Here is a 25,300-nt window from a genome sequence, read left to right on the forward strand (position 1 = left end):
CACGGACCAGGGTCGCCAGGCGCTGCCGATCGGCGGCGGGAACCTCAATGCGTTCGATCTTGCCCATCCGGGCAGCATCGCACGTCAGACCAGATTTCGGAATCACCCGTCAGTGACAGAACACTAGAGCATCGGACGGAAAAGTGGATCCGGTTTTCCGTTCTGACCGATGCTCTCATTCAAGAAGAAAGCATCGGATGGATCCCAAAAGTGCAAGTCCACTTTTGGGTCCGATGCTTTAGAGCATCGGACGGACCCAGAGGGCCGCGTCAGCGAAAACCGGATCCACTTTTCACTGGCGCGGCCCGCTGGGTCCGTTCTGACCGATGCTCTCATTCAAGAAGAAAGCATCGGATGGATCCCAAAAGGGCAAGTCCACTTTTGGGTCCGATGCCTCAGGGGGATCTCGACAGACGCTTACTCCGCAGCACCCGCCGGCTTGACGAGCTGGAGCCCCTCCTGGGCCACGGCCGGTGCCGTCTCCCCGCCCGCCACCTGAACCGTCGGGAAGGCGAACTTGATTCCGTTCTCGTCGAAGGCCTGCTTGATGCGGGCAAAGGCTTTGCGGCGGATCACGAACTGCTCGCCCGGGCGCGTCGTCATCTTGCACCGGATCTGGATGGCGAAATCTCCGAATTGCTCGACGCCCTGCATCTTGAGAGGCTCGATGATGTTGTGAGCATATTCGGGATCGGCCGCCATATCCTGGCCGATCTTCTTGATGAGCTTTCGCGCCTTCTCCAGATCCGTGTCGTAGGGGACGTTGATCTGGAACTTGTCGATCACCCAGTCGCGGCTCATGTTCTCGACCGCCCCGAGCACGCCGAACGGCACGGTGTAGACCGGCCCGCGATGATGGCGCAGCTTGACCGAGCGGAGGGAAAAGGATTCGACCGTGCCCTTGTAGCTGCCGCTCTGGATGTACTCCCCGACCCGGAACGCATCGTCGAGAAGGTAGAACACCCCGCTGATCACGTCCTTGACCAGCGTCTGCGCGCCGAACCCGACGGCGACGCCTGCGATCCCGGCGCCTGCGATCAATGGTCCGATTTCCACCCCTAGCGCGGAGAGGACCATCAGCACGGCAACGACGGCGAGGACGGCAAAAATCACGTTGCGAAAGATCGGCAGGAGCGTTCTGAGCCGCGCCTCACGCGAAGCGATCTCGCTGTCCGTGGATGTCTGCGACTGCGCCCGGGCGAGCCGCTTGTCGATCAAGGTCTTCACGACTTGCCAGACGAGATCGGCGACGAGCAGGATGACGATGGCGCTCAGGGCACCGCGGACGAGGCGGGTCAGCAGCGTATCGCGGCTGGTCATCTCGACCAGGTCGATATGCCAAGCGTCGGCGAGCAGCAGGACGGCGCCGGCGATGAGGAGGGCTCTGATTCCGCGGTCCAGATAGACGGCCATCAGTCCCGTATGCGCGGCGGCTTCTCCCTCCGCGTGGGGGCGAAGGGCATGGCGGCTGGCCTTCTCGGTCAGGGAGATGGCAAGCGGCAGCACCAGAGCGATGACGGACAGCCAGAAGAATCCCATGAGGCCCGCCACCCACAACCCCCAGACAAGCACGAAATACAGGGACAGCAGGCTGCCTGCGAGCGCGCGCGGCAGCCGCCTCGGCGCACTCGCCTCCGGGGCCCTGCTGAAGGCCGGCCTGGGGCGGGTCCAGACCACCTCGATGGCGATGACCAGGAGCCCGAGGCCGAGGGCATAGGCCATGACGGCTCGCGCCTCCGGGGTGAAGCCCAGAACCCTGAGCGCATCGACGGTCGCCCATCCGAAGGCGAACCAGCCGACGAACAGGGCAACATGCCGGTGCCAGAACCGCGCCGTCGCCGCATCCATCGGGATCAGCCGGAACTGCTCGGCATGGGCCGGCCCGGCATGATTGGGCGCGAGCAGGAAACGGCTCGCGATCAGAGCCAGCCGCAGGATCACGGCGGCGACGAGAAAGGCGACCACGACCTGGCGGAGGAGCGCAGGCCAGTCGAGGGCCAGGAACGCCCCGATGCTCCCGGCGGCGAAGATCGCCAGGTCGCCGAGATTGAACGCGAAGCGCAGGACGACCGCATGCAGGCGTTCGGAGGTGGTGGTCACCGGGCGGCTCACGATCCGCCCCCGGGACGGACCGGTCACGAGTCGGAAGAGCCGTTCGGCCCCTGCTCCCAGGGCAAGGAACCCGAGAATGAGGATGAGGACTGACAGGGGCCGTCGTCCCTGGAGTTCTTCGAGAAGGCGGCCGGAGGCTCCCCGGAATTCATCCGGCAGCCGCGGCACGGCGGCGGCCAGGGCGGCCAAGCGACCCCGCAGGCCCGTGATCCGCTGCATCATGATCTCGGACGCCGTCGGCCCAGCCGCTGGAGTCTCCACGGCGACGGGAGGCCTCTTCTGCTCATTGATCCAGGTCTGAACGGCGGGATCCTGCAGAAGCTGCAGCAATTGCTGAACCTGGGGTGGAGGAGGAGGGGCCGGTTGAGGCTGCGCCTCGGCTCCGAGCGGCCCCAGGACCAGGAGAACAGCGCCACAGACCATGGCGATCAGCACTCTGCTGCAGGAACACCCACGCATCGCAGGCAAGCACCCTCTTCAGGACCTGCCTTGAAGCGCATCGTGCAGGCCCGGCCACGGTTGGGGATAGCATCGGGCCAAGCCGTCAAAATGTCCATCCGGCCTCACAACGCCTCTGTCCGGGATCGAGGCCCCGTTGCCCCGTCCGGGCTCGCCGGGTTCGGCACGGGCGGCGCCGATCTCAGGGCGCTCATGGTGTAGAGCGCAAGAGCGATCCAGATCAGCCCGAACGCAAGGGCATCGATCCATCCGAACGCCTCGCCATAGGCCAGAACCCCGAGTGCGAGCTGGCCCGAAGGGGCCAGGTACTGCAGCAGGCCGATGGTGGAGAGCTTCAACCGCTGCGCGCCCGCGGCGAACCATATGAGCGGCAAGGCCGTGCTCAGTCCCGTCAGGACGAGCAGCGCGTCCAGAACCAGGTCGCCCCGAAAGGCGGCGGATTCACCGTTCACGGCAACCCGGGCCAGGTAGCCCAGGGCCAGAGGAGTGAGCAGAAGGGACTCGACACAAAAGCCGATGAGCGGCGCGACCGGCACGATCTTTCTGACGAGACCGTAGCAGCCGAAGCTGAAGGCCAGAGCCAGCGCGACCCACGGCATCTCGCCCGACGAGACCGCAAGGACGAGCACGCCCGAGGCGGCGATCAGGCAGGCGCCGATCTGCGCCGGATTGAGTCTCTCCCGCAGGAAGAGAACGCCGAGCACCACGTTCAGGAGCGGGTTGATGAAGTATCCGAGGCTCGTCTGAACGAGATGTCCGGCATTGACGGCCCAGATATAGATGAGCCAGTTGACGGCGATCAGGGCGGCCGAAAGGCTCAGGAGCAGCAACCGGCTGCCGGAGGTCAGCGCCTCGACAAGCTTGCGCCATTGCCGGCCTGCGAGGATGAGGCCAAGGGCAAACAGGCTCGCCCAGACAATACGGTGGGCGAGAATCTGAAGGGCGGGAACAGCCGAGATAAGCTTGAAATGGAGGGGAACGGCCAAGCCCCACATGAAGAATGCGGCCAACGCGTAGAGAACGCCGATCCGCGTCCCGCGCGCTTCGGAAGCCGCCTGTCCTGTATCCATCATAAGCCCCTGGGCATGCCCTTGCTCGGACGACAGGCCGGCTGCCCCGACATCTCCTGCGCGCCACCCTCCTATTTCACATTCTGCAAGGGCGATCACCCCGACTTTGGTGAGACGGCAGGAGCTTTGGAATCAGGAACCATCCGCGCTCCAGGAGTGGAGGAGCCGTCGACCGCCCCGGCAGCCCGAAAGCCGCAGAGGATCCGCGCCGCAACGTCCCGGCTGTTTTCGAGGCCTGAACGTGGCGGATCGATGCGGTGCGAACGGGAGCGGCGGGTGATGCGCGTCAATCGTCCCACAAATCGCGCGGACCCTGTTTGCATCGATATCCCACGAAGCAGATGGGCGTCTCGATGCTTGGAACATAGGCCGCCTGGGCATATTCCGTCACGTCGCAGAAGGTAGCGTCGCGAACGAACCGATCATAGGTCATTCCGCCGGTTCCGAGCACGATGGCGCCTCTCGCGAACACCAATTGGCGGCTGGCCCCGCATGGCATGGTCACCGTTGAAGGGCGTGTCTGGGCCTCAGCGCCGGCCGCCACCAAGGAGATAGCTAAGGCGATTGCGACCTTATCCATTGTCGTCTCCTGTTCCTGAAAGCCCATTCTGCCATAGAAAGGGCCGGAATTCGAGATGATGAGCAGGGCGAAGCCGTGGTCCGATCCAATGGACCCGCTCGCCTTTCAGCCCGTTCCACGCGCCTCATCGACGCTCCGCGATCGCCAGGCCGCAGGATGAGGGGCCCCGGGCCGGCCTTTCGCCTGAGGTAGCCCCTATGATGCGGTTGCGGGTTTGCGCGTTCGGGTGGAGGCTCGTGCGGCTGGGGAGATCATCGACGGAGGGTTCGCCATGACCCACTTGCTGCGACTGAGCACGAGACCGGCAGCATCCTCATTTGTTTCGATCCAGCGGCTGTTGATCGGCTTTCTCGAGACCAGGCGGATGGAAGGGCCGCCATACCGCGCCGCAGGGGCCGACTGGCATTACGACGACTGCGATTGACCGGACCGCCCCCCGCGTCCGGCATCCCCCTGGGCCAGGCCCGATCCCGCAGCCTCTTCGATTGCGGCGATCCGCCCTCGGCTGCTTCGGGCCTGCACTCCATGGAAGGGTCCTGGAAGAAGGACTCCCGAACCTGCGAGTGCCAAAGTCATCGGCAGGGATGGTACAGCCGCCCCGGCTCGAACGAAGGTCCCCAGATCCGCCATCCGAGGTTGCGTGTGATCATGAGGGATTGGGAAGCATCATATCGCAAAGCCCAGGGCAGGCACGAGCCACGGTCAATATCCCTGCCGAAGTCATTCATCGCGAACTCCTTCGCACCCGGGAGACCCGGGACATGGGAACAGATTAGGATTGTGATGGACGACGAGCGTTCTCCCATCCGGGTTCGTCTTGTGCTGCGGCGGATTGCCCAGAGCGGAACATCCGGCGCTTCTCCAGCCTGAGACAAAAGTCCGGCCAGCTTGAGCGAGAGGGGCCAACAGACGGATTGGCGAGAGACAGCGGCTCGGACCTGCAAGGGGCGGACCTTGGCCGGCAACCTTGACAGGAAAGGACCTTCTCCTTCCCCCCGAGGCTGGTCTTCCTTTGCCGAAGTGGCTGAGTGCCCGTGTCATCCCTGGCGACAATCATCACTGAGAACATCAAGCCTTTGCTCCCGCATCCGGCAAGAGTGGCTTGACCCGAGGCTGTAATTGGCTAACTGAACGTGCCTGACCTTCCCTGCTACTGGACGTGTTATGGATCAGCCTGAACCGCCGCTGGACCTTGCCAGCATCACCGCCGACATCGTTTCGTCATACGTCGCCAACAACTCGGTTCATCGAGGCGATTTGCCGACCGTGATTGCTTCCGTCCATGCTGCCCTGCAAGGCCTGACGGCTCTAAGACAGGTCGAGCCCGAAAAGCCAGAGCCGCGCGTTTCAATCCGCAAGTCCATCACGCCTGACTTCCTGATCAGCCTTGAGGACGGAAAGAAGTACAAGACGCTCAAGCGCCATCTCAGGACATTGGGGCTGACGGCTGAGGAGTATCGCGCAAAGTGGGGGCTGCCGGCTGATTACCCGATGGTTGCATCGAGCTATGCGGCAAGGCGCTCCGAACTCGCCAGAAGCAGCGGCCTCGGCCAACAGCGGAGGAAGACTGCCGCGAAAGCAGTTGCCGCGACGAAGGAGACCACGACGGCTCCGGCTGAGGATTCGAAGCCCAAGCGTCGCGCATCGTCCAAGAAGAAGACCGGCGAGTAAGCGCCGGATAGCCCAGGACGGTCGACCACATCGATCCGGTGCCGGACCCGAGAGCGTGCAGGCCCTCGGCCAGCCAGGCCGATGAGCAAGCGCCACTGATAAAAAAGGAGCGCCTCCCGTCTCAGGGGCGCTCCAAGGTGCGGCCCGCCGCTGCTAATTACGGGGCCGGGATCACCTGCCTATCCGCCCCTGGCTCTCGGCGTCAGTCGGATAGACGACAGATCCAAGAAAATTAGACATCTCGCCTGCTCAATCTGTCCCTCGGGACCGCCCCGCACGCAGTCTCGCTCCTCTGGAGCATCGGACGGACCCAGAGGGCCACGCCAGTGAAAAGTGGATCCGGTTTTCGCTGGCGCGGCCCGCTGGGTCCGTTCTGACCGATGCTCTCATTCAAGAAGAAAGCATCGGATGGATCCCAAAAGTGAAAGTCCACTTTTGGGTCCGAAGCTCTAGACCGATCCTGAGGAAGCCGCGAAGGAAACCAACCTGCAATTTCGCAGATCGTTCAGGTTGGAATGCACCTGCTGCTACTGAAATTTAACCTTGGCCGTTTCAGGATGCCGGCACCGGGCGCGTTGCGTATCAGCCCGATCAAGGCGGGGCTCTCCCCCTCGCAAGTGCCCTGGCCGAGGTCCACGACTCCCTCGGCTGGGGCATTTCCTCGTCGGCGGAAATGCCAAGTCGTGAAGGGCCGTGTATGGACCTGGGCCACAAGGCAGGGCGCCTCGGCATCGAACCGAGGCGCCTAAGGAAGGGAGGGAACCAAGGGACTGAGATCGAGCCGCTTCATTGCCGAAGGGCTATGAAGCCAGTTCGCGCGGGGCCGAAGCGCGGACGGTCCTGCTCGGGTTATCCAACGTTCCTTTAGAACACGAAGAAGTCCGATGCCTTGACGTTGTTGGGACTTCCAAGGAGCGTTGCAAACTGGACCTGTGCAGCGCCTCCGATGCCATCAGGATCGAAATACAGAGCACCCGTGACATTATCGTAGATGATCCGATCACTGCTATCGGCGGCGGCCGTGCCGACATGGAATGCGTTTCCCCTGAGCGTCCCGGCTGACAATCCCGTGAACACCGCATTGTCCAGCGCAATCGTGTCAAAGAACGATTGGAAGCCGCTGACCTCGTCGACATTCCCAGTACCCAATGCTGTCGTGAAAGCGTAGGTGTCAAAGCCGCTCCCGCCGCGGAGGAAGTCGATGCCGAGGCCGCCATCCAGGCGATCGTTGCCGCTCTCTCCAAACAGGCGATCATCTCCCGTGTCACCGTTCAACCGGTCATTGTCGGAGCCTCCGCGTAACTGGTCATTGCCGGCGCCGCCGCTCAATCGGTCGTTGCCGCGCCCGCCGCTGAGCCAGTCATTGTCATCCAGGCCTCGGAGCGTGTCCCTGCCGTCCTGCCCAAAGAGCGCGTCGGCCAAGCCTGCGCCCGTGAGAACGTCATTGCCGCCAGCGCCGACGAAAATGGCCGCAGCCCCGGTGGACGTGAAAGTATCGTTCGCGTTGCTGCCTTCGCGAATGTCAGGATCCGGCAGTGCGTCAAGGCGGAGGGTCAACGAGACCCTCTCCACGTCCACAGGTGTGTTGGTGCCCGCTCCGCTGTCGCCTGGGCCGGTCGGTTGCGTGAAAACGATGTCGGAGATATCGGCGGTGAACTTAAAGCCATTGACCACGAACGAGACAGGAGCGAATGCCGCGGTGAAATCCACGTCGGCATCGCCGGTTGATCCCGGCAACGTCGTGGGAGCAGGCTGGTCGCGTGGGAGGGGAGGATTGAAGGTAAAGCCTGCCGGGCCGGATTGTACGGTCGGCACCGCCTCAAAGACGAGCGGAGTGGCTACTCCGTCCACGTTGACCGTGACGGTCAGCTTGAGCTCCGCCGGGTCGGCTGGATTGTGCTGGTAGGGCGCAGCGATATAATCCTCACGCAAGGTGGCTGTGCCGAACACCAACGATCTTTCGTCGCCGACAGCGTTGAACGTCAAGCCTTGAGGAGCAAACGCGTTGGTTTCAAAACCTGCATTCAGCAGGCCGCGGACAGCGGTTGTCGTTCCTGGCGGGTTATAGCCTCTTTCGGTCGCTGGATCGTGTTCAAATGCGAATGTGAAGTCACCAGGATCGAAACTCAGGGTCGTTGGCATGGGGTAGCCTCCCTCAATCTTCCGCATGCCTGAGATGGTCACACTTGGGCATGCCAGTGGGTCATTCTACATCAATGATGCGCGGGCTTGGCCTTATACTGACTGCAAACAAGTTGACTCAGACACAACACGACAAGCTTGGCTTTATTGTCGATCCTCACGGTTCTTATAAAATAAGAATGCCTAGTGTTGTTCACTGTGACTTCAAGAGTGGCGCCAGCATATATGACAATTTTACTGTGACCTTAATGCCTTAGAGCTACCACGCGAGAGTTGATCGCAAGGAAAACTTGCTTCTCGCAAGTATCAATTCTGTGAGAAGGTGCGCATTCTAAAGTGCCTTCATAGGACGGTGAACGAGCAGCTTGTCCGTTGGATCGGTCCGCACTTTCTGGGGAGGATGGCTGGCGCTTCCGGTGCAAAAGGCACTCGGGTCAACAGGAGTGCCGTTCGACCATAAAGCCGCTAAGCAGCACCGCGATGACCGGCCCGACCATTGTCATCGTCTAGAGCATCGGACGTGAAAAGTGGCCCCCCGCTTCTCCGGCGGGAATGACATCCCGCGGTTGCCGCGGAGCCTGGGCGGAACGGGCGAGATGGTGCGGCGGCGCACACGGCATTGCCCTGGATCATGAGGATTAGGAACAGCAACCCATCTGCTTTGTTGGAGGTTGCATCAACCATTTGCAGATGCCAGCCCGATGTCTGATTCCGAGCCCCGAATGGTGGTCCTGGTGGTCGAGGATGAGACCCTCGTACGCATGTTCATGACCGACTTCCTGGACGAGGCCGGCTTCAAGGTCTTCGAGGCCGTCAATGCCGATGAGGCCTTGACTGTCCTCAAGGCTCGTCCCGACGTTCAGGTCGTCGTCACCGACATTGAGATGCCAGCAGGGTCCATGAACGGCCTCAACTTGGCTCGCGCCATTCAGAAGCGTTGGCCGGGGGTCGGGGTCGTCGTCACGTCTGGTCGAGAGCGCCCGGGTCCAGACGACCTGTCGGAGAAAGTAGCCTTCCTCGCCAAGCCCTACTTGCCGGACACCATCATCAACGTGATCCGGCAATTGGCCACGCCTCAGGTGGTTGAGCCGCAGTCTTCCCAGAGCGCCTGACGTCGCACCGGCTATCAGCGGACGATAGAATCCGGAGGAATTGACGCGAGGACTTCGCCAGATGGGGCTACGATGTCGAGCCGACAAGCCTGATGCCATGACCCATTGAGGTCGCGAGCAGCTTTCCGGATGTCCCGGATGGCATTCTTCAACGGGAATAAATGGCGGGCCCCAACCGTTTACGGAGTTTGTGCTGGTCAAATCACCGGGGCGTTATAACAGTGGTGCGTACAACCGCAGCAATTCGGGGGCGTCTATCAACCTATGAAAACCGCAGCAGAATATAGAAAGCACGCGGAAGAGTGCCGGGTGCTCGCCAAGCAGATGCCCGATGGGGAGCAGAACAAGCAGCTCCTTGAGATGGCTCGAACCTGGGACACCCTGGCGGCAGAGCGGGAAAGGTTGGTTCGAAACCGCTCCGAACTCGACACCGCAGAAGAGTCGAGCAAGGCTCGCATGTCCTCGATCCGCCGGTCTTAGGACAGGCCCATGCCGCGCGACGACTTCGGGGCCGGTTGTCCGGGAAGCGCGATCGCCCTGACCGCAATCATTGTGATTGTGGCCCTTTCGACCCTGTACTCGCTTGTCGTGAGTTGAACGAAGCCTCACGCGCGGGAAGTCGACACTTCGCACACCATCGAGTAGGCGGTGCAGCCGGCAGCGGGTGATGGGAAGAGGCTATAACCGAGAGGACAAAAACCGGAGCCTGCCATTGGCGACGAGCGCAGCACTGGCCACTCAACGGCCTCGAGTATTCTTAACAAGCGAGAGGTGACTAGACCGCAAGGGGTTCATTCCTCTGCCTCTCCTTGTGCGAGTGGCAGAAGCTGTAGGTACTTCGCCCGAAGAACGGGGTAGCACTCACATGCCGCTTCCTCGACCCGTGAGCGGTCGAGAATGGTAATCTTACCTCGGCTTTGTCGGATCAGCCCATTGTCGTGAAGACCTTTGATGACAACGCTTACAGATGACCGCTGAACGCCGAGCATCTCGGCCAGGTACTCGTGCGTGAGGGGTACGTCGTTGCGGCCTGTCCGATCACCTGAGGCAATAATCCAGCGGCAGCAACGAGCCTCGATGCTATGAGCGGCATTGCATGCTGTTGATTGTAGAGTGAGCGCCATCAACAACTCGGTGTATCTCAGAAGCATCTGCTGAATGCCTGTACGGGCCGCCGCCGCCTTGCGCATCCTGCCGGCATCCATCCGCAAGGCCGTACCTGGAACTTGGACAAGATACCGTCCAACGGAGTTGAGCGGAATGCCAATAAACAACAGCCCGACCATGCCCTCACGGCCGAACGCAGCCATCTCGACGATCTGGCCGTTGGCCATGTCCCGCACGAGGGACACGATAGCGGTTTGAGGGAAGTAGACGGACTGAAGCACCTCTCCCTGATGGGCAAGTTCCATGCCTCGTGGCAGCTCCACCTGCTCAAGGTGCGGCTCCAGGTACTTGAGGTCTCCGGAACTTAAGGTCTCCAGAAGGCGGTTCATGGCATAGGCGACCGTCATCCACCTCTCCTGACATACACAAAGAATGCAGTCTGTGCCCAACAGGTTCGCTTGGGAGTGAAAGTCACGAGATCATGCATCTTCATCGTGAATACAGTGCAGTTGCTTCGCCGATCCCGGCTTGGGTATGGGCCTGATCGTCTTCGCGTCGTCCCTGCCCCATCGAGCAGCCCCGGTCTTCAGGTCGCTTTCCATGGTGAACCGACGCGGAGCCGCTTCCGGGGCACCACCGCATTTGCCGCCGTGCTTCTCCCGAACTGGGACCGTTGCCACCGTCTTGGTCCCTTCTTGCAGCACGAAGCACGAACAAGCCAACTCCGCTCGCGAAAGAAGGCGGCGTTGAACCATGGTCCGGTGAGCCATTTGCAGGACACCACCCTCGTCTGACGCATGTGCAGACAACAGGACCGGGCAAACGAGCCAGGCGACCTGGACGAAGCGGCCGAGGACTTCACGGGTCCGCAAGCCCCGATCCTCCGGAGCCTGCATGTCGCGGGCGGCGATCAGGGCCTTGGCCCGACTGCCATCCAGCGAGCGGGCGGGCTGCTTGAGTATGGCGTCCTCGAGGTCGGACAACTGATTGCAGAGTCGATCGACCTTGGCCTCAGACAGGCTTGGGGGCTGGCCATAATTGCGGTAGCGGCTGTCCGACGCGAGCCTGTGCCTCGGCGTGCTCAGCCATGAGAGCATTTTTCGGTGAAGTGGATCCGGTTCAGCGTCAAAAATGCGGCTCGGCAAAGAAGAGAGATGATTCCACGTGAGTGGAAACAGTTCTAGTGTGCTCCCGCGGTGCGGGGATGTGGCGGGCGCCCAGATGAAGCGAAGAACCAGGCCGACGAGTTGCTGCCAGGGAGCCTTGCTGCCATTGGCCCGCCGTGCCCGTGCTTGGGCGATGGCCGAGCAGTCATAGCAGCCAGCGACCGCAAGCGGGTGGGCCGTAGCCTCGCGGGCCAGCCGGTCCAAGCGGGCAATCTCAAGAACGACAGGCAGGGTGCGCTGACCGCTATTGTGAGCGGCTCATGGGAGCAGGATGCTGTGTATCTTGGCAGGTCTCTCTGGGTCCTGCTTCCCATACGCTTCCCGATCAGCATGTCGGGAAAGCAAGCCTCGAACCTGCGAGGGCCTAAGTCTTCGATTGAAGTGGTACAGCCGCCCCGGCTCGAACGGGGGACCCCCAGATCCACAATCTGGTGCTCTAACCAACTGAGCTACGGCTGCACGTGAGGCAGGGTGTAATCGTCCAGGCGGGCAATTTCAAGCCCTGTTCGAGAAGTCAGAGCCCGAAATGAGGACGGCGGGCCCGAAGGCCCGCCGGGCAGAATGCTTAAGCTTTCGCCGGCTTATTCGGCGGTGGCGCCGGCGGCCTTGAGGACCGGGGTCCAGCGGGCGACCTCGCTCTCGACGAGCTTCTGCAGGCCCTCGGGCGTCCGCTCCGAGGCGGTCGGCAGCACGCCGCCGAGGTCGAGCAGGCGCTTCTTGGTGTTCTCGTCCTCGAGGGACTTGATGAGCGCGTCGCTGAGCTTCTTGACCACGTCCGGCGGGGTGCCCTTGGGCGCGAAGACCGCGTTCCAGGCGCTGACCTCATACCCTTCGAGCCCGGCTTCCTTGGTGGTCGGCACGTTCGGCAGCACCGGGGAGCGCTCGGGCGTCGCGATGGCATAGGCCTTGATGTTGTTGCCCTGGATCTGCGGCGCCACGTTGACGATCTGGTCGGTCATGAAATCGACCGTGTTGCCCATGAGGTCGTTCAGGGCCGGACCCGTGCCGCGATAGGCCACCATGGTGGGCTTCACCTTGACCACGGAGTTGAAGAAGATGCCGGTGGAATGGGAGACCGAGCCCACGCCCGCATGGGCCATGTTCACCTTGTCGCCGTTGGTCTTCACATAGTCCAGAAAGCCCTTGAGATCATTGGCCGGGAAGTCCTTCCGGGCCACGATCACGATCGGCGTGCCGGCCGCCACGCCGATGGGCGCGAAGTCCTTGGTCGGATCGTATTTCAGGTTCGGGTAAAGGGCCGGCGCGGCGCCGTGGGTGCCCATGTGGCCCATCATGATGGTGTAGCCGTCCGGCTGGGACTGCGCGGCCCGGGTGATGCCCGTGGTGCCGCCGGCACCCGCCACGTTCTCGATCACGATCTGCTGGCCGAGCGTCCGGCTCATGTGGTCGCTGACGATGCGGGCGATCACGTCGGTCGGGCCGCCGGCCGCGAACGGCACGATCATGGTGATCGGGCGCGTGGGATAGTTTTGGGCCTGGGTGCCCGTTGCGGCCAAGCCGACGACAGCGGCAAGGGCCAGTACAACCTTCTTCATCAGTTTTCCTCCCTGAATTGGTTACGGCCTTACATGTGGGCAAGGCTCGATCGAAGGCAAGCTACTCCGTGAACACCTCGTCGCGACCCTTGCGGATGGACGGCAGGAGGGCGATCACGAGCAGGATGGCCGCAACGGCGAGCAGGCCGGCGCTGATCGGCCGCTCGATGAAGGTCTCCATCGACCCGCGCGAGATGATGAGCGCGCGGCGCAGGTTCTCCTCCATGAGCTTGCCGAGCACGAAGCCGAGCAGCATGGGGGCCGGTTCGAACCCGAACTTGATCAGCACGTAGCCGACGAACCCGAACAGCCCGATGAACATCACGTCGGTCGGCAGCGAGTTGATCGAGTAGATGCCGATGGCGCAGAACATCAGGATCGCCGGGAACATCAGCCGGTACGGCACCTTCAAGAGCCGCACCCACATGCCCACCAGCGGCAGGTTGATGATGAGCAGCATCAGGTTGCCGACCCACATGGAGGCGATCATGCCCCAGAACAGGGTCGGGTTCTTGGTCATCACCTGAGGGCCCGGGATGATGCCGTGGATGGTCATGGCGCCGACCATCAGGGCCATCACGGCGTTCGGCGGAATGCCAAGGGTCAGGAGCGGAATGAACGAGGTCTGCGCGCCGGCATTGTTCGCGCTCTCCGGCCCCGCCACGCCCTCGATGGCGCCGCGGCCGAAGCGGCGCGGATCCTTGGCGAGCTTCTTCTCCAGCGTGTAGGAGGCGAACGGCCCGAGCACCGCGCCGTTGCCCGGCAGGATGCCCAGGATGGCGCCGATGAAGGTACCGCGCAGCACCGGCTTGTAGGATTGCCGGAAGTCGTCCTTGTTCGGCAACAGGCGGCCGATGGCCTGGCGCACCACGTCCCGGTGCTCGGTATGGTCGAGGTTACGCATGATCTCGGCGATGCCGAAGATGCCCATGGCCAGCACGGCGAAGTCGATGCCGTCGGCCAGGAACGGCAGCCCGAAGGTCATGCGCTCTTCGCCGGTCTCCAGATCGGTGCCCACCGTGGAGAGCAGCACGCCGACCAGGATCATGGCGATCGCCTTCAGGATCGAGCCGCGCGCCAGCACCACCGCGAACACCAGGCCCATGACCATGAGCGAGAAGTACTCCGTCGGGCCGAACACCAGGGCGAGGCCGGTGAGCGGGGCGCCGAGCGCCGCGATGACGAGCGTCGCCACCGTGCCGGCGAAGAACGACCCGATGGCCGCGATGCCGAGCGCCACGCCGGCGCGGCCCTGGCGGGCCATCTGGTGGCCGTCGAGGGCCGTCACGACCGACGTCGCCTCGCCCGGGATGTTGACCAGGATCGCCGTGGTCGAGCCCCCATACTGGGCGCCGTAATAGATGCCCGCCAGCATGATCAGCGCACCGACCGGGTCGAGCCCGAAGGTGATCGGCAGCAGCATGGCGATGGTGGCGATCGGCCCGACGCCGGGCAGCACGCCGATCAGGGTGCCGACGAGGCAGCCGAGAAAGGCGAGCCCGAGGTTCTGGAGCGACAGGGCAACGCCGAAGCCGAGGCTGAGATTGGAGAAGAAATCACCCATCAGATCCTCCCGGAATGGTCGGCCACGTCGATCGGGCCGCGGCGCCGATTGCGGGTTGCGAGGAATACGACGACGGCCGCGACGGCCATGATGGCGGCACAGGCCCGCAGCACCGCCTTCTGCGACCAATCGGCGGGGAAGAGCCCGGTGAGCGCCTGCGGGAAGACCGGGATCGGCAGGTTGAGCAGATCGCCGAACAGCACCATGCAGAAGGGCGTGAGGCTGAGCGCCAGGACGACGAGATCGCGCAGGCGCGCCTCCGGGGTGGCGAAGCCGCCCAGGATGATAGCGAGGGGGCCGGCGACCAGGAGGCCGAGGCCGGGAATGCCGAACGATCCGAAGGAGTAGCCGCGGATGGTGAGCGCGAAGGCCACGATGGCCCCGATCACGAAGACCGGGCCGCGCAGGCTCCAGCGTTCGAGCAGATCGCCGTCCTTGAGGAAGGCGGCGGCGAGCAGCGCCAGGCCCGACAGGCCGACCCCGATGGCGAGCCAGCGCGGCAGCATGGCCGGCCCCATGGCATTGAGCGTGCCCTGATCGAGATCCCGCGTCAGCCACAGCGCCAGGGCGGCCAGCGCAATGAGAAGAAGACCACCGGCCAAGCTTTGCGGAGCCCTCACGGGCCCGCGGTGGCGTGAAGGCTCCGAGCCTTCGTGGAGAACAGACATGGACGACCTCCCGACGGACGCAGCCTGCGTCCAAGGCAATTGAGACCGATATGGCCCGAGGCCGCAGTCTGGATCAAGCTTCCGTTGTCCTGCCGAGGATGCTTCTCAACAAGACCTCCTCGAATGAACAGCCAGGGAGAAAACGTCTATTGAACTATTGGACAGTAGCCTGCCGTTTTCGGGAGATCACTTGATCCCCCGCCTTATCTTGTCTAGATGGACCCTTGTAGCCAGGCCGGGCCCCTCTGGTCGCTCCTTGGGGAGCGGCGATGTCGGACTGGATGAAAACCAGGGCGGCCTGGGTTCGTTCAAACAGACGGTTTTGCCTGCATTTCGGCTTCCGATCCGGGGATTTCGGATCAAGCCAGAGCCAGATGCGTCTTTTTGAGCGTTTCGCATGCTTTGCCCCTCACCCGACAGATGAGGCTCTGCATGTTTGATCTCTCGCAGTTTTTCGGACCCGAGGTCGTCGCCTTCCTGATGGTCATCGGCATCGATCTCGCCCTTGCCGGCGACAATGCCATCGTGATCGGCCTTGCGGCCGCCGGCCTTCCGAAGGAACAACGCAACAAGGCGATCCTTCTCGGCGTCCTGGCCGCCACCGTTCTGCGCATCGCGTTCGCGCTGGTCACCACCCAGCTTCTCCAGATCGTGGGCCTCCTCCTGGCCGGCGGCATTCTCCTCCTGTGGGTCTGCTGGAAGATGTGGCGCGAGCTTCGCGCCGGTCACGAGCAGGAGGAGCAGGCCGCCGAGGAGGCTCTCGAGGGCCGGGACATCAACCAGGACGGCACCGTCGCCGGCGGCGCTCCGCGCAAGACCTTCGCCCAGGCCGCCTGGCAGATCATCATCGCGGACGTGTCCATGTCCCTCGACAACGTCCTGGCCGTGGCCGGGGCCGCCCGCGAGCACCCCTACATCCTGGCCTTCGGCCTCATTCTGTCGGTTGCCCTCATGGGCATTGCCGCCTCGTACATCGCCCGCCTGCTCCATCGCTACCGCTGGATCGCGTATCTGGGTCTGGCGATCATCCTCTACGTGGCGCTCAAGATGATCTATGAGGGCTGGCTCGAGGTCGCGCCGCACGTCACCGCGGCTGTCGGCTGAATCGGACCATCGATCCGAGCCCTTTATTCCCCGATTGACGGCGGAGGGTCGGGAAGGCACAGAACGTCTCGCTCATGTCTCCCGCTCTCCGCCCTCATTTTTCCACAGCCGGACTTCGACACGGCGCGCGCGCGGCCCTGCCCGCCTTTCCCGGCTTCATCATGTTCGCCGTGGCCTTCGGCACGGCGGCGGCTCAGAAAGGCCTGTCGCTCGGCGAGACTCTGGGCCTCTCCGCTTTCGTCTATGCCGGCGCCTCCCAGATGGTCGGGCTCGAAATCTGGCAGCAGGTCTGGACGCCGTCGACGATCCTCACGATCATGACGGTCACGGCCATCGTGAATGCGCGGATGATCCTTCTGGGCGCCACCCTCCAGCCCTGGCTCAGGGATGAGCCGCTCGCCCGCACGACCCTCAACCTCTTTCTCCTCACCGAGGCCAGCTGGCTCGTCGGCACCCGCTATCACGGCGAGGGCGGTCGCGATGTGGGCGTGCTCCTGGGCTGCGGGATCATCCTCTGGCTGGTCTGGCTCGTCGCGACGCTCACGGGATTCTTTGCCGGGGCCCTCGTGCCGGAGCCGAGGCGCTTCGGCCTCGATCTGGTCATGCCGATCTTCTTCGGCGTCATGCTCGTTCCCCTGTGGAAAGGCGCGAAGCCCGCCCTGCCCTGGCTCGTCGCGGGCATCGTCTCCCTCATCGTCCATGCGCTTGTCCCCGGCTATGTCTTCATCATCGCGGGCGCGTTGGCCGGGGTCGCCGCCGGGATGCTGATCGAATGACCACGCTCGGCAGCGCCATCGCGAGCCCCTGGGGCTCCGTTCTCGCCATCGGGTCCATGGCCGTCGTGACATACCTGTGCCGCATCGCGGGCGTCGTTGTCATGAGCCGGGTTCGCCTGACGCCGCGCATCGAGCGGGGACTTCGCGCCCTTCCCGGCTCCATCGTCCTGGCGACGATCCTGCCCGTGGTCATCGACAACGGCTTTCCTGCGCTCGTCGCCCTCGCGGCGGCGATCATCGCCATGGCGGTGACGCGGATCGACATCGTGGGTCTGCTCGTGGGACTAGGCACCCTCTCCGTCATCAGGATTCTTGGCTGATCCCTGCTTGAGCCGGAGGCGGATGCGGTACATCAATCCGTCGCGAATGTTGCGATAGGCATCGAGCACCTGCTCGCGCGAGCCCTGCGTGATCGTCGGATCCGGGGTCGGCCAGTATTCCACCTCGGCCGCGATGGTGCGGGTCAGCTCCAGCGCCGCGTGATGCGCCTCCGGCGAGAGCGAGATGATCAGGTCGAAATTGAGACCCTCCCACTCTTCCAGTTCCTGGAGCGTCCGCGGCTTGTGCTTGGAGCCGTCGATGCCGATCTCGGACAGGATCGATGCCGTGAAGGCATCCGCGTCGCTCTTGCGGACACCGGCGGACTGTACATAGATCGACTTGCCGAAATAGTGCCGTGCGATCGCCTCGGCCATCACCGAGCGCACCGCGTTCATGGCGCAGACGAACAGAACGGAATGGATCCGTTTCGAACGGGGCTCGTCCAAGGGCTTGTCCAAGCGCTCTTCCAAGCGTCAGCCCTTCCAGTGAAGCGCGAAGATCAACGTGAAGATGCGACGCGCCGTATTGAAATCGAGGATCAGCTTGCCGTCGAGACGCTTCATCAGGAGTTCGGCGGCTTCGTTGTGCAGGCCGCGCCGCCCCATGTCGATGGCTTCGATCTGCGCCGGCGAGGCCGAGCGGATGGCCTGATAATAGCTGTCGCAGATCATTTCGTAGTCGCGGATGGCCTTTCGGAACGGCGTCAGGGACAGGTGATGCGAGACGAGATGCACACCGTCCTGAGCCGTCACTTCGAAACAGAGCTTCTTCTCGATGAGAGAAATGCGCAGGGCATAGGGACCCCCGTCATAATTCGGCAGGGCGAAGGTGTTCTCCTCGAGGATGTCGTAGATCGCGATGGCCCGCTCGTGCTCCTGATCGGGGTTGCCGCGGCCGATGGAGGATTCGTCGAGGGTGACGGCAACCAGCCGGGTCCGCTCCTTCGCTTCGCTCGCCATCCCGTTCCCTCGCCGTTACAGGTTCAGGCGGATCGCGACCGACCGCGCATGCCCCTCCAGCCCTTCCGACCGCCCGAGCGTGATCGCCGCGGGACCGAGCGCACGCAGAGCCTCCGCATCGCATTTCAGGATCGAGGTTCGCTTCATGAAGTCAAGCACGCCCAGGCCTGAGGAGAAGCGCGCCGATCGGGCCGTGGGCAGCACATGATTCGGGCCGCCGACATAATCGCCGATGGCTTCCGGCGTATGACTGCCGAGGAAGATCGAGCCGGCATTGCGAACCCTGGCGGCCAGTTCCTCCGCGTTCTCCGTCTCGATCTCCAGGTGTTCGGGGGCAAGCCTGTCCACAAGGGGAATGGCGTTCTCCAGGCGGTCGATCAGGATGATGGCGCCGTAATCGCGCCAGCTCGCTCCGGCGATCTCCGCCTTGGGCAGGGTCTGGAGCTGGCGTTCGACGGATTTTTCCACCGCGTCGGCGAGAGCGGGGCTGTCCGTCACCAGGATCGACTGCGCGGCCGGATCGTGCTCCGCCTGGGCCAGGAGATCGGCCGCGATCCAGTCGGGATTGCCATGGGCATCGGCCAGGATCAGAACCTCGGAGGGGCCGGCGATCATGTCGATGCCGACCTGACCGAAGACGCGGCGTTTGGCAGCCGCCACATAGGCATTGCCGGGACCGACGATCTTGGCCACGGGCCGCACCGTTTCAGTCCCGTAGGCCAGCGCCGCCACCGCCTGCGCTCCGCCGATGCGGAAGACCTCGTCGACACCGGCGAGGCGCGCGGCCGCGAGGACGAGCGGATTGGTTTCGCCCTTCGGAGTCGGCACCACCATGGCGATGCGCGGAACGCCCGCCACCTTCGCCGGCACCGCGTTCATCAGGACCGAGGAGGGATAGCTCGCGCGCCCGCCGGGGACGTAGAGGCCGACCGATTCCAGCGCCGTCCAGCGCCACCCCAGCGTGACCCCGAGCGGGTCGGTGGACATGCTGTCCTGCGGGCGCTGTGCCCGGTGGTAGGTCTCGATGCGCTCCTTCGCCAGCGCCAGGGCGTCCAGGGCCTCCTTCGGGCACTGGGCCTCGGCGGCGTCGATCTCGGCCGCCGAGACGCGCAGGGTCTCGGGCTGGAGCGCCAGTCCGTCGAAGCGAAGGGTGAAATCGATCAGGGCCTCGTCGCCCTTGACCACCACCTCCTCGATGATAGCGCGAACGGCCTGATCCACGTCCTCCGACACCTCGCGCTTGGCCGAGAGGAGCGCGGCGAAGGCCTGCGGGAAGGATGGCTCCCGCGCATCGAGCCTCTGCGCCATTACAGCTGCCCCGCCGATTGGACAGGCTCCTCGTGCGAGGGGCGGCTTTCAGCGGCCCAGACGGGGCCGGTATCCTTCATCTGCATTTCGATGCACTCCAGGTCGACCTGGATGGCCCCGCCTTCCGCAAAGATCAAGGTGGCAGTGCCCGACGGAGCGTTGGTCTCCTCGAACGCGATGGCGAGAAGGTTGAGAACCGCATCCTTGTTGGTCTGGTCGATGCCGCGGACCCGTACGCCCGTGACATTCTCGAAATGCATGCAGGTCAGCCGGCGCTGGGGGCTGGTCGCCTCCCAGTCGTAGCGGCGCGTCTGGATGGCGAAGCGCCGTTCCCGGGGCAGATAGGCGATGTCGCCCACCCTCAGCAGAGAATCCTGCAGGTGGGCGGAAATGACGGCGAGATCTTCCGGATCGAAAGCGACAAGTCTCAGGAGGTCCATGGGCCACCAACCTATTGTTGAACTTTAAGGTTTAGGTAGAGAGCCCCCGGCCCCAGCGCAACCTGCACGGGGCGGCTTCTTCTTCGTGCCTTCCTCTGGAAAAGGCCGGCTGGGGCAGCCGGCCTCTCCCGATTCTTGGAGCATTTTTCGGCGAAGTGGATCCGGTTCACCGCCAAAAAATGCTGCTCGACAAAGAAGAGAGAGGATTCCCCGTGAGGGGAAGCAGCTCTAGCCCCTCAGGCGCTCGATCTGGGCCCCGCAGCGGGCGAGCTTGGCCTCGAGCGCCTCGAAGCCCCGATCCAGGTGATAGACCCGGTTGATCGTGGTCTCGCCCTCGGCCACCAGTCCCGCAATGACCAGGGACACCGAAGCCCGCAGATCGGTCGCCATGACCGGCGCGCCCTTGAGGCCGGCCACGCCGTCCACATAGGCGCTGTCTCCGTCCAGGCGGATCTGGGCGCCCAGACGGGCGAGTTCCTGGACATGCATGAAGCGGTTCTCGAAGATCGTCTCGCGGATGCGCGACGTCCCGTTCGCCCGGGTCATGAGAGCCATGAACTGGGCCTGAAGATCGGTCGGGAAGCCCGGGAAGGGATCGGTGGTGACATCCACCGGCTGGATCCCGTTGCCGTTGCGTCGGATGCGGATGCCGCTATGGGTCGGGGACACCTCGGCACCCGCCTGACCCAGCACGTCGAGGGCGGCCTGGAGATAATCGGGCCGGGTGTTGTCCAGGACGAGGTCGCCGCCCGTCATGGCCACGGCCATGGCGTAGGTGCCGGTCTCGATCCGGTCCGGCATGACGTCATGGGAAGCGCCGCCGAGGCTGGTCACGCCTTCCACGACGATCTCCGACGTCCCGGCACCCTGGATTTTGGCTCCCATCTTGATCAGGCATTCGGCCAAGTCCACCACTTCCGGTTCGCGAGCGGCATTCCGGATCACGGTCGTGCCTTGAGCGAGCGTCGCCGCCATCAGGGCCACATGCGTGCCGCCGACCGTCACCTTCGGGAAGTCGATCTCGGCGCCGATGAGCCCCTTGGGGGCCGTCGCCACCACATAGCCGCCCTCGATCTCGATGGCCGCGCCCAGCTTGGCGAGAGCCATGATGAGCAGATCGACCGGCCGGGTGCCGATGGCGCAGCCGCCCGGCATGGACACCTTGGCATGGCCGAACCGGGCCACCAGGGGGGCAATGACCCAGAAGCTCGCCCGCATGGTCGAGACCAGTTCGTAGGGAGCCGTCGTGTCGATGATGTTCCTGGCGGTCAGACGGATGGTCTGGCCCGTTTCCGACGACTGGCCGGGTCGGCGGCCGGCAATCGAGTGGTCGACCCCGAAATTGCTCATGATCCGCAGGAGAGAGGAGATGTCGGCGAGCCGGGGCACATTGCCGAGTTCCAGGTTCTCCTCCGTCAGAAGGCTGGCGATCATCAGTGGCAGGGCCGCGTTCTTGGCACCTGAAATCGGAATCAAGCCGTTGAGAGGCGCGCCGCCCCGGATGCGAATGCGATCCATCGAATTCCCCTTGCAATATCGTGTCGAGCCATGCGCTATGCGCGCCTTGAGTGTTCTAAGCTAGTCGGACGGCTTGTCGCGCTCAGCGGAAACGCCCAAGCTCCCGGGTTCGTTTCCGGACGGTTTCGCAGCCTGACGTCCCCGGGCCTGAGCCTTCCGGCGCTTGAGGTTCTCTTTCAGGGCCGCCTTCAGCCGATCAGCTTTCTCTTGCGATTTCACGTCAGTCATGGTTCACGCGACCCATCGTCGCCTTTATCAAATAGAGGCTTCGCAAGCGGCGCTCAACCGCAATATCACGGCTCAGGACTTTGACCCGGATCAATGTGGTCTGGCATAATAGGTCCACAATCCCCGGGCATGTATTGCCCACCCGGTGAGATGATGGATTACCAAAACTTCTTCGCATCAGCCCTCGAGCGTCTCCAGGCCGAGCGGCGCTACCGCGTTTTTGCCGACATCGAGCGTCTGGCCGGCCGTTATCCCCAGGCGATCTGGCACTCTCCCGAGGGCCCTCGCCCCATCACCGTCTGGTGCTCCAACGATTATCTCGGCATGGGCCAGAACCGGGACGTCACCCGCGCCATGGTCGAGGCCGCCTGGCGGCTCGGCACCGGAGCCGGCGGCACCCGCAACATCTCCGGCAACAGCAATCCCATCGTGGCGCTCGAGGCCGAGCTCGCCGACCTGCACGGCAAGGAGGCGGCCCTGGTCTTCACCTCGGGCTATGTGTCGAACCAGACCGGCATTTCGACCCTGGCCAAGCTGATCCCGAACTGCCTGATCCTGTCGGACGCGCTCAACCACAACTCGATGATCGAGGGCGTGCGCCAGTCCGGCTGCGACAAGGTCATTTTCCGCCACAACGATCTCGAGCATCTGGAGGCGCTCCTTCAGGCCGCCGGGGATCGGCCCAAGCTGATCGTGTTCGAGAGCGTCTATTCCATGGATGGGGATATCTCCCCCATCCATGCCATCTGTGACCTGGCTGAACGCTATGGCGCCATGACCTATATCGACGAGGTCCATGCGGTCGGCATGTATGGCCCGCGCGGGGCCGGCATCGCCGAGCGCGAAGGCGCCATGCACCGGATCGACGTGATCGAAGGCACCCTGGGCAAGGCTTTCGGGGTCATGGGCGGGTATCTCACGGGCACCCGGGCGGTCATGGACGCCATCCGCAGCTTCGCTCCGGGCTTCATCTTCACCACCGCGCTGCCGCCCGCGGTGGCGGCGGCGGCCACCGCGTCGATCCGGCACCTGAAGGAATCCTCCGCCGAGCGCCAGCAGCAGCAGCGCCAAGTTGCCCGCACCAAGGCGGTTCTGACCGGGGCCGGCCTGCCGGTCCTCGATACGGTCACCCATATCGTGCCGGTCATGGTGGGAGATGCGGAAGCCTGCAAGGCGGCCTCGGACCGCCTGCTGGAGCAGCACGGCATCTACATCCAGCCCATCAACTACCCCACCGTCCCGCGCGGCACGGAGCGCCTGCGCATCACTCCGGGGCCGTTTCACTCGAACGCCCACATCGATGCCCTGGCGGCCGCCCTGGTGGAGGTCTGGACGGCGCTCAGGCTCCCTCTGGAGCCCAAAGTCCAGGCCGCCGAATAAAGATCATTTTCAAGCTTGCATGGAGGGCTGCCCTGTGGCAGTAAGCGGCCCTCCCCGTTGGCGCGCTGCCGTAGCTCAGTGGTAGAGCACTCCCTTGGTAAGGGAGAGGTCGAGAGTTCGATCCTCTCTGGCAGCACCAGCCAAAGATCTCGCCGGTCCATGGACCGCAGGTTCTATGGGGAGATGCTGGAGCCCAGTGCCGATCGGGAACACTGCAGGGACGATCGCCGGTCGTGATGTCCGTCGGCCAGGCGGCGGTCGCCCTTCTGGCCAGAACCATCAGCGGCGCCGCGGTTTGACGCCGGTGTGTCCATCCCTTCCCGGGGATTTCCGAGGGATCCTCCTCAACATCTCCTTCACGTGTTCCTTGACGGTCTTCTGGCAGGGTACAGGTATTTTCGGGTTCGGCTGCGTCATCCCACACTCCTCGTCCTGCTGGGCACGCGACGGCAGGCGTGGGCGACCATTGCTCATCCGGACAACTTCTTCTGTGACCAAAGTCACACAATTCCCAGGATGAGACTAATTGCCAATAGACCCCGCTCCTGCCGGTCGGAGCTGGCCGGCGAGGCGTTCGAGGCAGATCATTGTGAGCCGATCCGGCACCTGCAAGGCTTAGAGCATCGGGCGCAAAAGTGGGAACCGGTTTTGCGCGAAAAGATGCTTTGGAACAAAAGCTAAGGCATCGAGCGTGAGGTCGATGACACGACCGATGCTTGAGAGAGGTAGACCTTCCATAGCCCGCGCGATCGTGACGACCCAGCCCTCTCCCTAGGGAATGTCCCTGGACCGACAGGCTCGGTTTGCCGTGATGTCCCGCGGGGCGTTGAACATCCGATCCGGCTCGGCCGCCGTACCATGGCACGCCTCTGAATCCAGCAGCATCTTCGATCTTGAAGCCCGCGACGGCCTCTCCGACGCAGCAATGACACCCCGATGGCCCTGCCTTTCCGGATAGAGGCGCCTGCTTGCCCTACCTCCCATGGGTATCAGCGATGATCCAGCACGGGTTTGCCACAATTGAGTGTCCAAACACGGTCTCCGATTGCGTGATCGTCGGAGAGCCCAGTGACCCATGTCTACGCCGCCGATGAAATGGTCGACCTTCTCGCCGTCCGGCGCCCGTTCGACGATCCCGAACTCGTCGCGGTGAGGGTAGACACCATGCCCCTTGATCAGGCGACCGCAACCGTGGTCGAGACCTGGGCCGGCGATGAGTTTCGGCAGATGAACGCTGTCATTCGCCGGCGATCCGGCCCGAGCATCCGGAGCTTCGAAGAGATCAAGCGGCTCTATCAGCTCAACTTCGGATCGGTTGGCCACCTGCTCAAGCTCGGTCTCATCAGCTTTGGATTGTTCCTATAGCGCCCAGGTGACCGGCGATCCGAGCGACCCGCTCCGTCCGGCTCAGCCAGCACGTCGCTAGAGCATCGGAACTGATCCCAAAAGTGGGTCCAGTCTTGGGATCGGATCCGATGCTCACATCCTGAAGCGAGGCATCGTCCGCAGGATGCGCTCGGCGGTCTTCCGATCGAGGTCACCGGGACACGCCCGGCGATGATACCCTCCCGATCGGGAATGCGCTGCACCTCTCAGAAGCGGGATCACCGGGACGAGCCCGGTGATGACATGGAGACGGTGGCAAGGGCCGGTGACAAAACCCTCCCACGACCCTCCCCACGTCATGGCCGGGCTTGTCCCGGCCATCCCGATCGGAAGGGCGCGGCGTTCCAGACAAGCGGGATCACCGGGACAAGCCCGGTGATGACGTGGAAGGGAGCGCGGCTCTCCCGTGCCGGGGCATGGCCGGCGCGAGGCCGGGGACGAGAGCATCGGACATGAAAAGGGGGTCCACTTTCGGGTCCGAGGCGCTAGGCATGGATGGGCTCCGGACCGTCTCGGGCTCATGGCCGCACGCGCATGAGAGGGTTAGAGCCTCGGACGGTTAAACGGACGCATATCCAGCTGCCTTGAGGTAGTTCCAGCATTCGTGTGGCTCGAACAAGTCGCAGATTTCACCGAGCGCTCGCCAGAGCGCGTCGAACGTTCGGGCCTCAGC

Annotated in this window: 21 protein-coding genes and 2 tRNA genes; 8 read left to right on the forward strand and 15 right to left on the reverse strand. The window is 63.7% G+C overall.

The window, feature by feature from the left end:
- Positions 1-417 precede the first annotated feature (417 nt).
- The 3 genes from NF876_RS34565 to NF876_RS34575 form a co-directional block, all read right to left on the reverse strand.
- Complete coding sequence (locus NF876_RS34565) at positions 418-2,442, reverse strand: mechanosensitive ion channel family protein (RefSeq protein WP_262272645.1); 2,025 nt, start codon at positions 2,440-2,442, stop codon at positions 418-420.
- A gap of 233 nt (positions 2,443-2,675) precedes the next feature.
- Positions 2,676-3,599, reverse strand: a complete 924-nt coding sequence (rarD, locus tag NF876_RS34570) for an EamA family transporter RarD (RefSeq protein ID WP_373696767.1) — start codon at positions 3,597-3,599, stop codon at positions 2,676-2,678.
- Between the two features lie 328 nt (positions 3,600-3,927).
- Positions 3,928-4,221, reverse strand: coding sequence for a hypothetical protein (locus tag NF876_RS34575; protein ID WP_262272647.1), 294 nt, complete (start codon positions 4,219-4,221; stop codon positions 3,928-3,930).
- 1,164 nt (positions 4,222-5,385) lie between these two features.
- Between NF876_RS34575 and NF876_RS34580 the strand changes: the two genes are divergently transcribed.
- Positions 5,386-5,892, forward strand: a complete 507-nt coding sequence (locus NF876_RS34580; protein ID WP_262272648.1) for a Ros/MucR family transcriptional regulator — start codon at positions 5,386-5,388, stop codon at positions 5,890-5,892.
- Between the two features lie 864 nt (positions 5,893-6,756).
- On the opposite strand, the gene NF876_RS34585 is transcribed toward NF876_RS34580, so the two are convergent.
- Positions 6,757-8,034 (reverse strand): calcium-binding protein, encoded by a 1,278-nt coding sequence (locus NF876_RS34585; RefSeq protein ID WP_262272649.1) that lies wholly within the window; start codon positions 8,032-8,034, stop codon positions 6,757-6,759.
- Positions 8,035-8,735: 701 nt separating this feature from the next.
- On the opposite strand from NF876_RS34585, the gene NF876_RS34590 reads away from it, so the two are divergent.
- Positions 8,736-9,146: a response regulator gene (locus NF876_RS34590; protein WP_262272650.1), complete on the forward strand. Its 411-nt coding sequence runs from the start codon at positions 8,736-8,738 to the stop codon at positions 9,144-9,146.
- A gap of 791 nt (positions 9,147-9,937) precedes the next feature.
- Here NF876_RS34590 and NF876_RS34595 read toward each other — a convergent pair.
- From NF876_RS34595 to NF876_RS34620, 6 genes are all read right to left on the reverse strand, one after another.
- Entirely contained in the window at positions 9,938-10,660 is a 723-nt protein-coding gene (locus NF876_RS34595; protein WP_262272651.1) for a Crp/Fnr family transcriptional regulator, read from the reverse strand.
- A gap of 72 nt (positions 10,661-10,732) precedes the next feature.
- Complete coding sequence (locus tag NF876_RS34600; protein ID WP_262272652.1) at positions 10,733-11,623, reverse strand: hypothetical protein; 891 nt, start codon at positions 11,621-11,623, stop codon at positions 10,733-10,735.
- Between the two features lie 178 nt (positions 11,624-11,801).
- Positions 11,802-11,878 (reverse strand) — tRNA-His (locus tag NF876_RS34605).
- 122 nt (positions 11,879-12,000) lie between these two features.
- Entirely contained in the window at positions 12,001-12,975 is a 975-nt protein-coding gene (locus tag NF876_RS34610; protein ID WP_262272653.1) for a tripartite tricarboxylate transporter substrate binding protein BugD, read from the reverse strand.
- Positions 12,976-13,036: 61 nt separating this feature from the next.
- The gene (locus NF876_RS34615) at positions 13,037-14,539 is read right to left on the reverse strand and encodes a tripartite tricarboxylate transporter permease (protein ID WP_262272654.1); all 1,503 of its coding nucleotides are present in this window, start codon (positions 14,537-14,539) and stop codon (positions 13,037-13,039) included.
- Complete coding sequence (locus tag NF876_RS34620; RefSeq protein WP_262272655.1) at positions 14,539-15,207, reverse strand: tripartite tricarboxylate transporter TctB family protein; 669 nt, start codon at positions 15,205-15,207, stop codon at positions 14,539-14,541. The genes NF876_RS34615 and NF876_RS34620 overlap by 1 nt, the downstream gene beginning before the upstream one ends.
- 432 nt (positions 15,208-15,639) lie before the next feature.
- On the opposite strand from NF876_RS34620, the gene NF876_RS34625 reads away from it, so the two are divergent.
- The 3 genes from NF876_RS34625 to NF876_RS34635 all read left to right on the forward strand — a co-directional run bounded on the left by NF876_RS34625 (position 15,640) and on the right by NF876_RS34635 (position 17,407).
- Entirely contained in the window at positions 15,640-16,311 is a 672-nt protein-coding gene (locus tag NF876_RS34625) for a TerC family protein (RefSeq protein WP_262272656.1), read from the forward strand.
- A 74-nt stretch (positions 16,312-16,385) separates the two neighbouring features.
- A complete protein-coding gene (locus tag NF876_RS34630; protein WP_262272657.1) occupies positions 16,386-17,087 on the forward strand; it encodes an AzlC family ABC transporter permease in 702 nt (233 codons plus the stop codon).
- On the forward strand, positions 17,084-17,407 hold the full coding sequence (locus NF876_RS34635) for an AzlD family protein (RefSeq protein WP_262272658.1): 324 nt from the start codon (positions 17,084-17,086) through the stop codon (positions 17,405-17,407). Before NF876_RS34630 ends, NF876_RS34635 begins: the two co-directional genes overlap by 4 nt.
- Here NF876_RS34635 and NF876_RS34640 read toward each other — a convergent pair.
- The 5 genes from NF876_RS34640 to murA form a co-directional block, all read right to left on the reverse strand.
- Positions 17,372-17,866: an arsenate-mycothiol transferase ArsC gene (locus NF876_RS34640; RefSeq protein ID WP_262272659.1), complete on the reverse strand. Its 495-nt coding sequence runs from the start codon at positions 17,864-17,866 to the stop codon at positions 17,372-17,374. The two genes, NF876_RS34635 and NF876_RS34640, sit on opposite strands and share 36 nt — an antisense overlap.
- Positions 17,867-17,881: 15 nt before the next feature.
- Entirely contained in the window at positions 17,882-18,367 is a 486-nt protein-coding gene (locus tag NF876_RS34645; protein ID WP_262272660.1) for a UPF0262 family protein, read from the reverse strand.
- A gap of 15 nt (positions 18,368-18,382) precedes the next feature.
- Entirely contained in the window at positions 18,383-19,675 is a 1,293-nt protein-coding gene (gene hisD / locus NF876_RS34650; protein ID WP_262272661.1) for a histidinol dehydrogenase, read from the reverse strand.
- Positions 19,675-20,115 (reverse strand): DUF2948 family protein, encoded by a 441-nt coding sequence (locus tag NF876_RS34655; protein ID WP_262272662.1) that lies wholly within the window; start codon positions 20,113-20,115, stop codon positions 19,675-19,677. The genes hisD and NF876_RS34655 overlap by 1 nt, the downstream gene beginning before the upstream one ends.
- Positions 20,116-20,343: 228 nt before the next feature.
- Entirely contained in the window at positions 20,344-21,633 is a 1,290-nt protein-coding gene (murA, locus tag NF876_RS34660) for a UDP-N-acetylglucosamine 1-carboxyvinyltransferase (RefSeq protein WP_262272663.1), read from the reverse strand.
- A 381-nt stretch (positions 21,634-22,014) separates the two neighbouring features.
- Here murA and hemA point away from each other — a divergent pair, with 381 nt between their 5' ends.
- The 3 genes from hemA (at position 22,015) to NF876_RS34675 (ending at position 24,606) form a co-directional block, all read left to right on the forward strand.
- A complete protein-coding gene (gene hemA, locus NF876_RS34665) occupies positions 22,015-23,241 on the forward strand; it encodes a 5-aminolevulinate synthase (protein WP_262272664.1) in 1,227 nt (408 codons plus the stop codon).
- 64 nt (positions 23,242-23,305) lie between these two features.
- Positions 23,306-23,380: transfer RNA gene (locus tag NF876_RS34670), tRNA-Thr, on the forward strand.
- Between the two features lie 929 nt (positions 23,381-24,309).
- On the forward strand, positions 24,310-24,606 hold the full coding sequence (locus NF876_RS34675; protein ID WP_262272665.1) for a hypothetical protein: 297 nt from the start codon (positions 24,310-24,312) through the stop codon (positions 24,604-24,606).
- The last annotated feature ends 694 nt before the right edge of the window (positions 24,607-25,300 follow it).

The organism is Microvirga yunnanensis (assembly GCF_025460875.1).

Bases quoted from the DNA above. Each gene is read 5' to 3' on its own strand.
- NF876_RS34575 (WP_262272647.1), bottom strand. From the start codon at position 4,221: ATGGATAAGGTCGCAATCGCCTTAGCTATCTCCTTGGTGGCGGCCGGC.
- NF876_RS34580 (WP_262272648.1), top strand. From the start codon at position 5,386: ATGGATCAGCCTGAACCGCCGCTGGACCTTGCCAGCATCACCGCCGAC.
- NF876_RS34585 (WP_262272649.1), bottom strand. From the start codon at position 8,034: ATGCCAACGACCCTGAGTTTCGATCCTGGTGACTTCACATTCGCATTT.
- NF876_RS34590 (WP_262272650.1), top strand. From the start codon at position 8,736: ATGTCTGATTCCGAGCCCCGAATGGTGGTCCTGGTGGTCGAGGATGAG.
- NF876_RS34595 (WP_262272651.1), bottom strand. From the start codon at position 10,660: ATGACGGTCGCCTATGCCATGAACCGCCTTCTGGAGACCTTAAGTTCC.
- NF876_RS34610 (WP_262272653.1), bottom strand. From the start codon at position 12,975: ATGAAGAAGGTTGTACTGGCCCTTGCCGCTGTCGTCGGCTTGGCCGCA.
- NF876_RS34615 (WP_262272654.1), bottom strand. From the start codon at position 14,539: ATGGGTGATTTCTTCTCCAATCTCAGCCTCGGCTTCGGCGTTGCCCTG.
- NF876_RS34620 (WP_262272655.1), bottom strand. From the start codon at position 15,207: ATGTCTGTTCTCCACGAAGGCTCGGAGCCTTCACGCCACCGCGGGCCC.
- NF876_RS34625 (WP_262272656.1), top strand. From the start codon at position 15,640: ATGTTTGATCTCTCGCAGTTTTTCGGACCCGAGGTCGTCGCCTTCCTG.
- NF876_RS34630 (WP_262272657.1), top strand. From the start codon at position 16,386: ATGTCTCCCGCTCTCCGCCCTCATTTTTCCACAGCCGGACTTCGACAC.
- NF876_RS34635 (WP_262272658.1), top strand. From the start codon at position 17,084: ATGACCACGCTCGGCAGCGCCATCGCGAGCCCCTGGGGCTCCGTTCTC.
- NF876_RS34645 (WP_262272660.1), bottom strand. From the start codon at position 18,367: ATGGCGAGCGAAGCGAAGGAGCGGACCCGGCTGGTTGCCGTCACCCTC.
- hisD (WP_262272661.1), bottom strand. From the start codon at position 19,675: ATGGCGCAGAGGCTCGATGCGCGGGAGCCATCCTTCCCGCAGGCCTTC.
- NF876_RS34655 (WP_262272662.1), bottom strand. From the start codon at position 20,115: ATGGACCTCCTGAGACTTGTCGCTTTCGATCCGGAAGATCTCGCCGTC.
- murA (WP_262272663.1), bottom strand. From the start codon at position 21,633: ATGGATCGCATTCGCATCCGGGGCGGCGCGCCTCTCAACGGCTTGATT.
- hemA (WP_262272664.1), top strand. From the start codon at position 22,015: ATGGATTACCAAAACTTCTTCGCATCAGCCCTCGAGCGTCTCCAGGCC.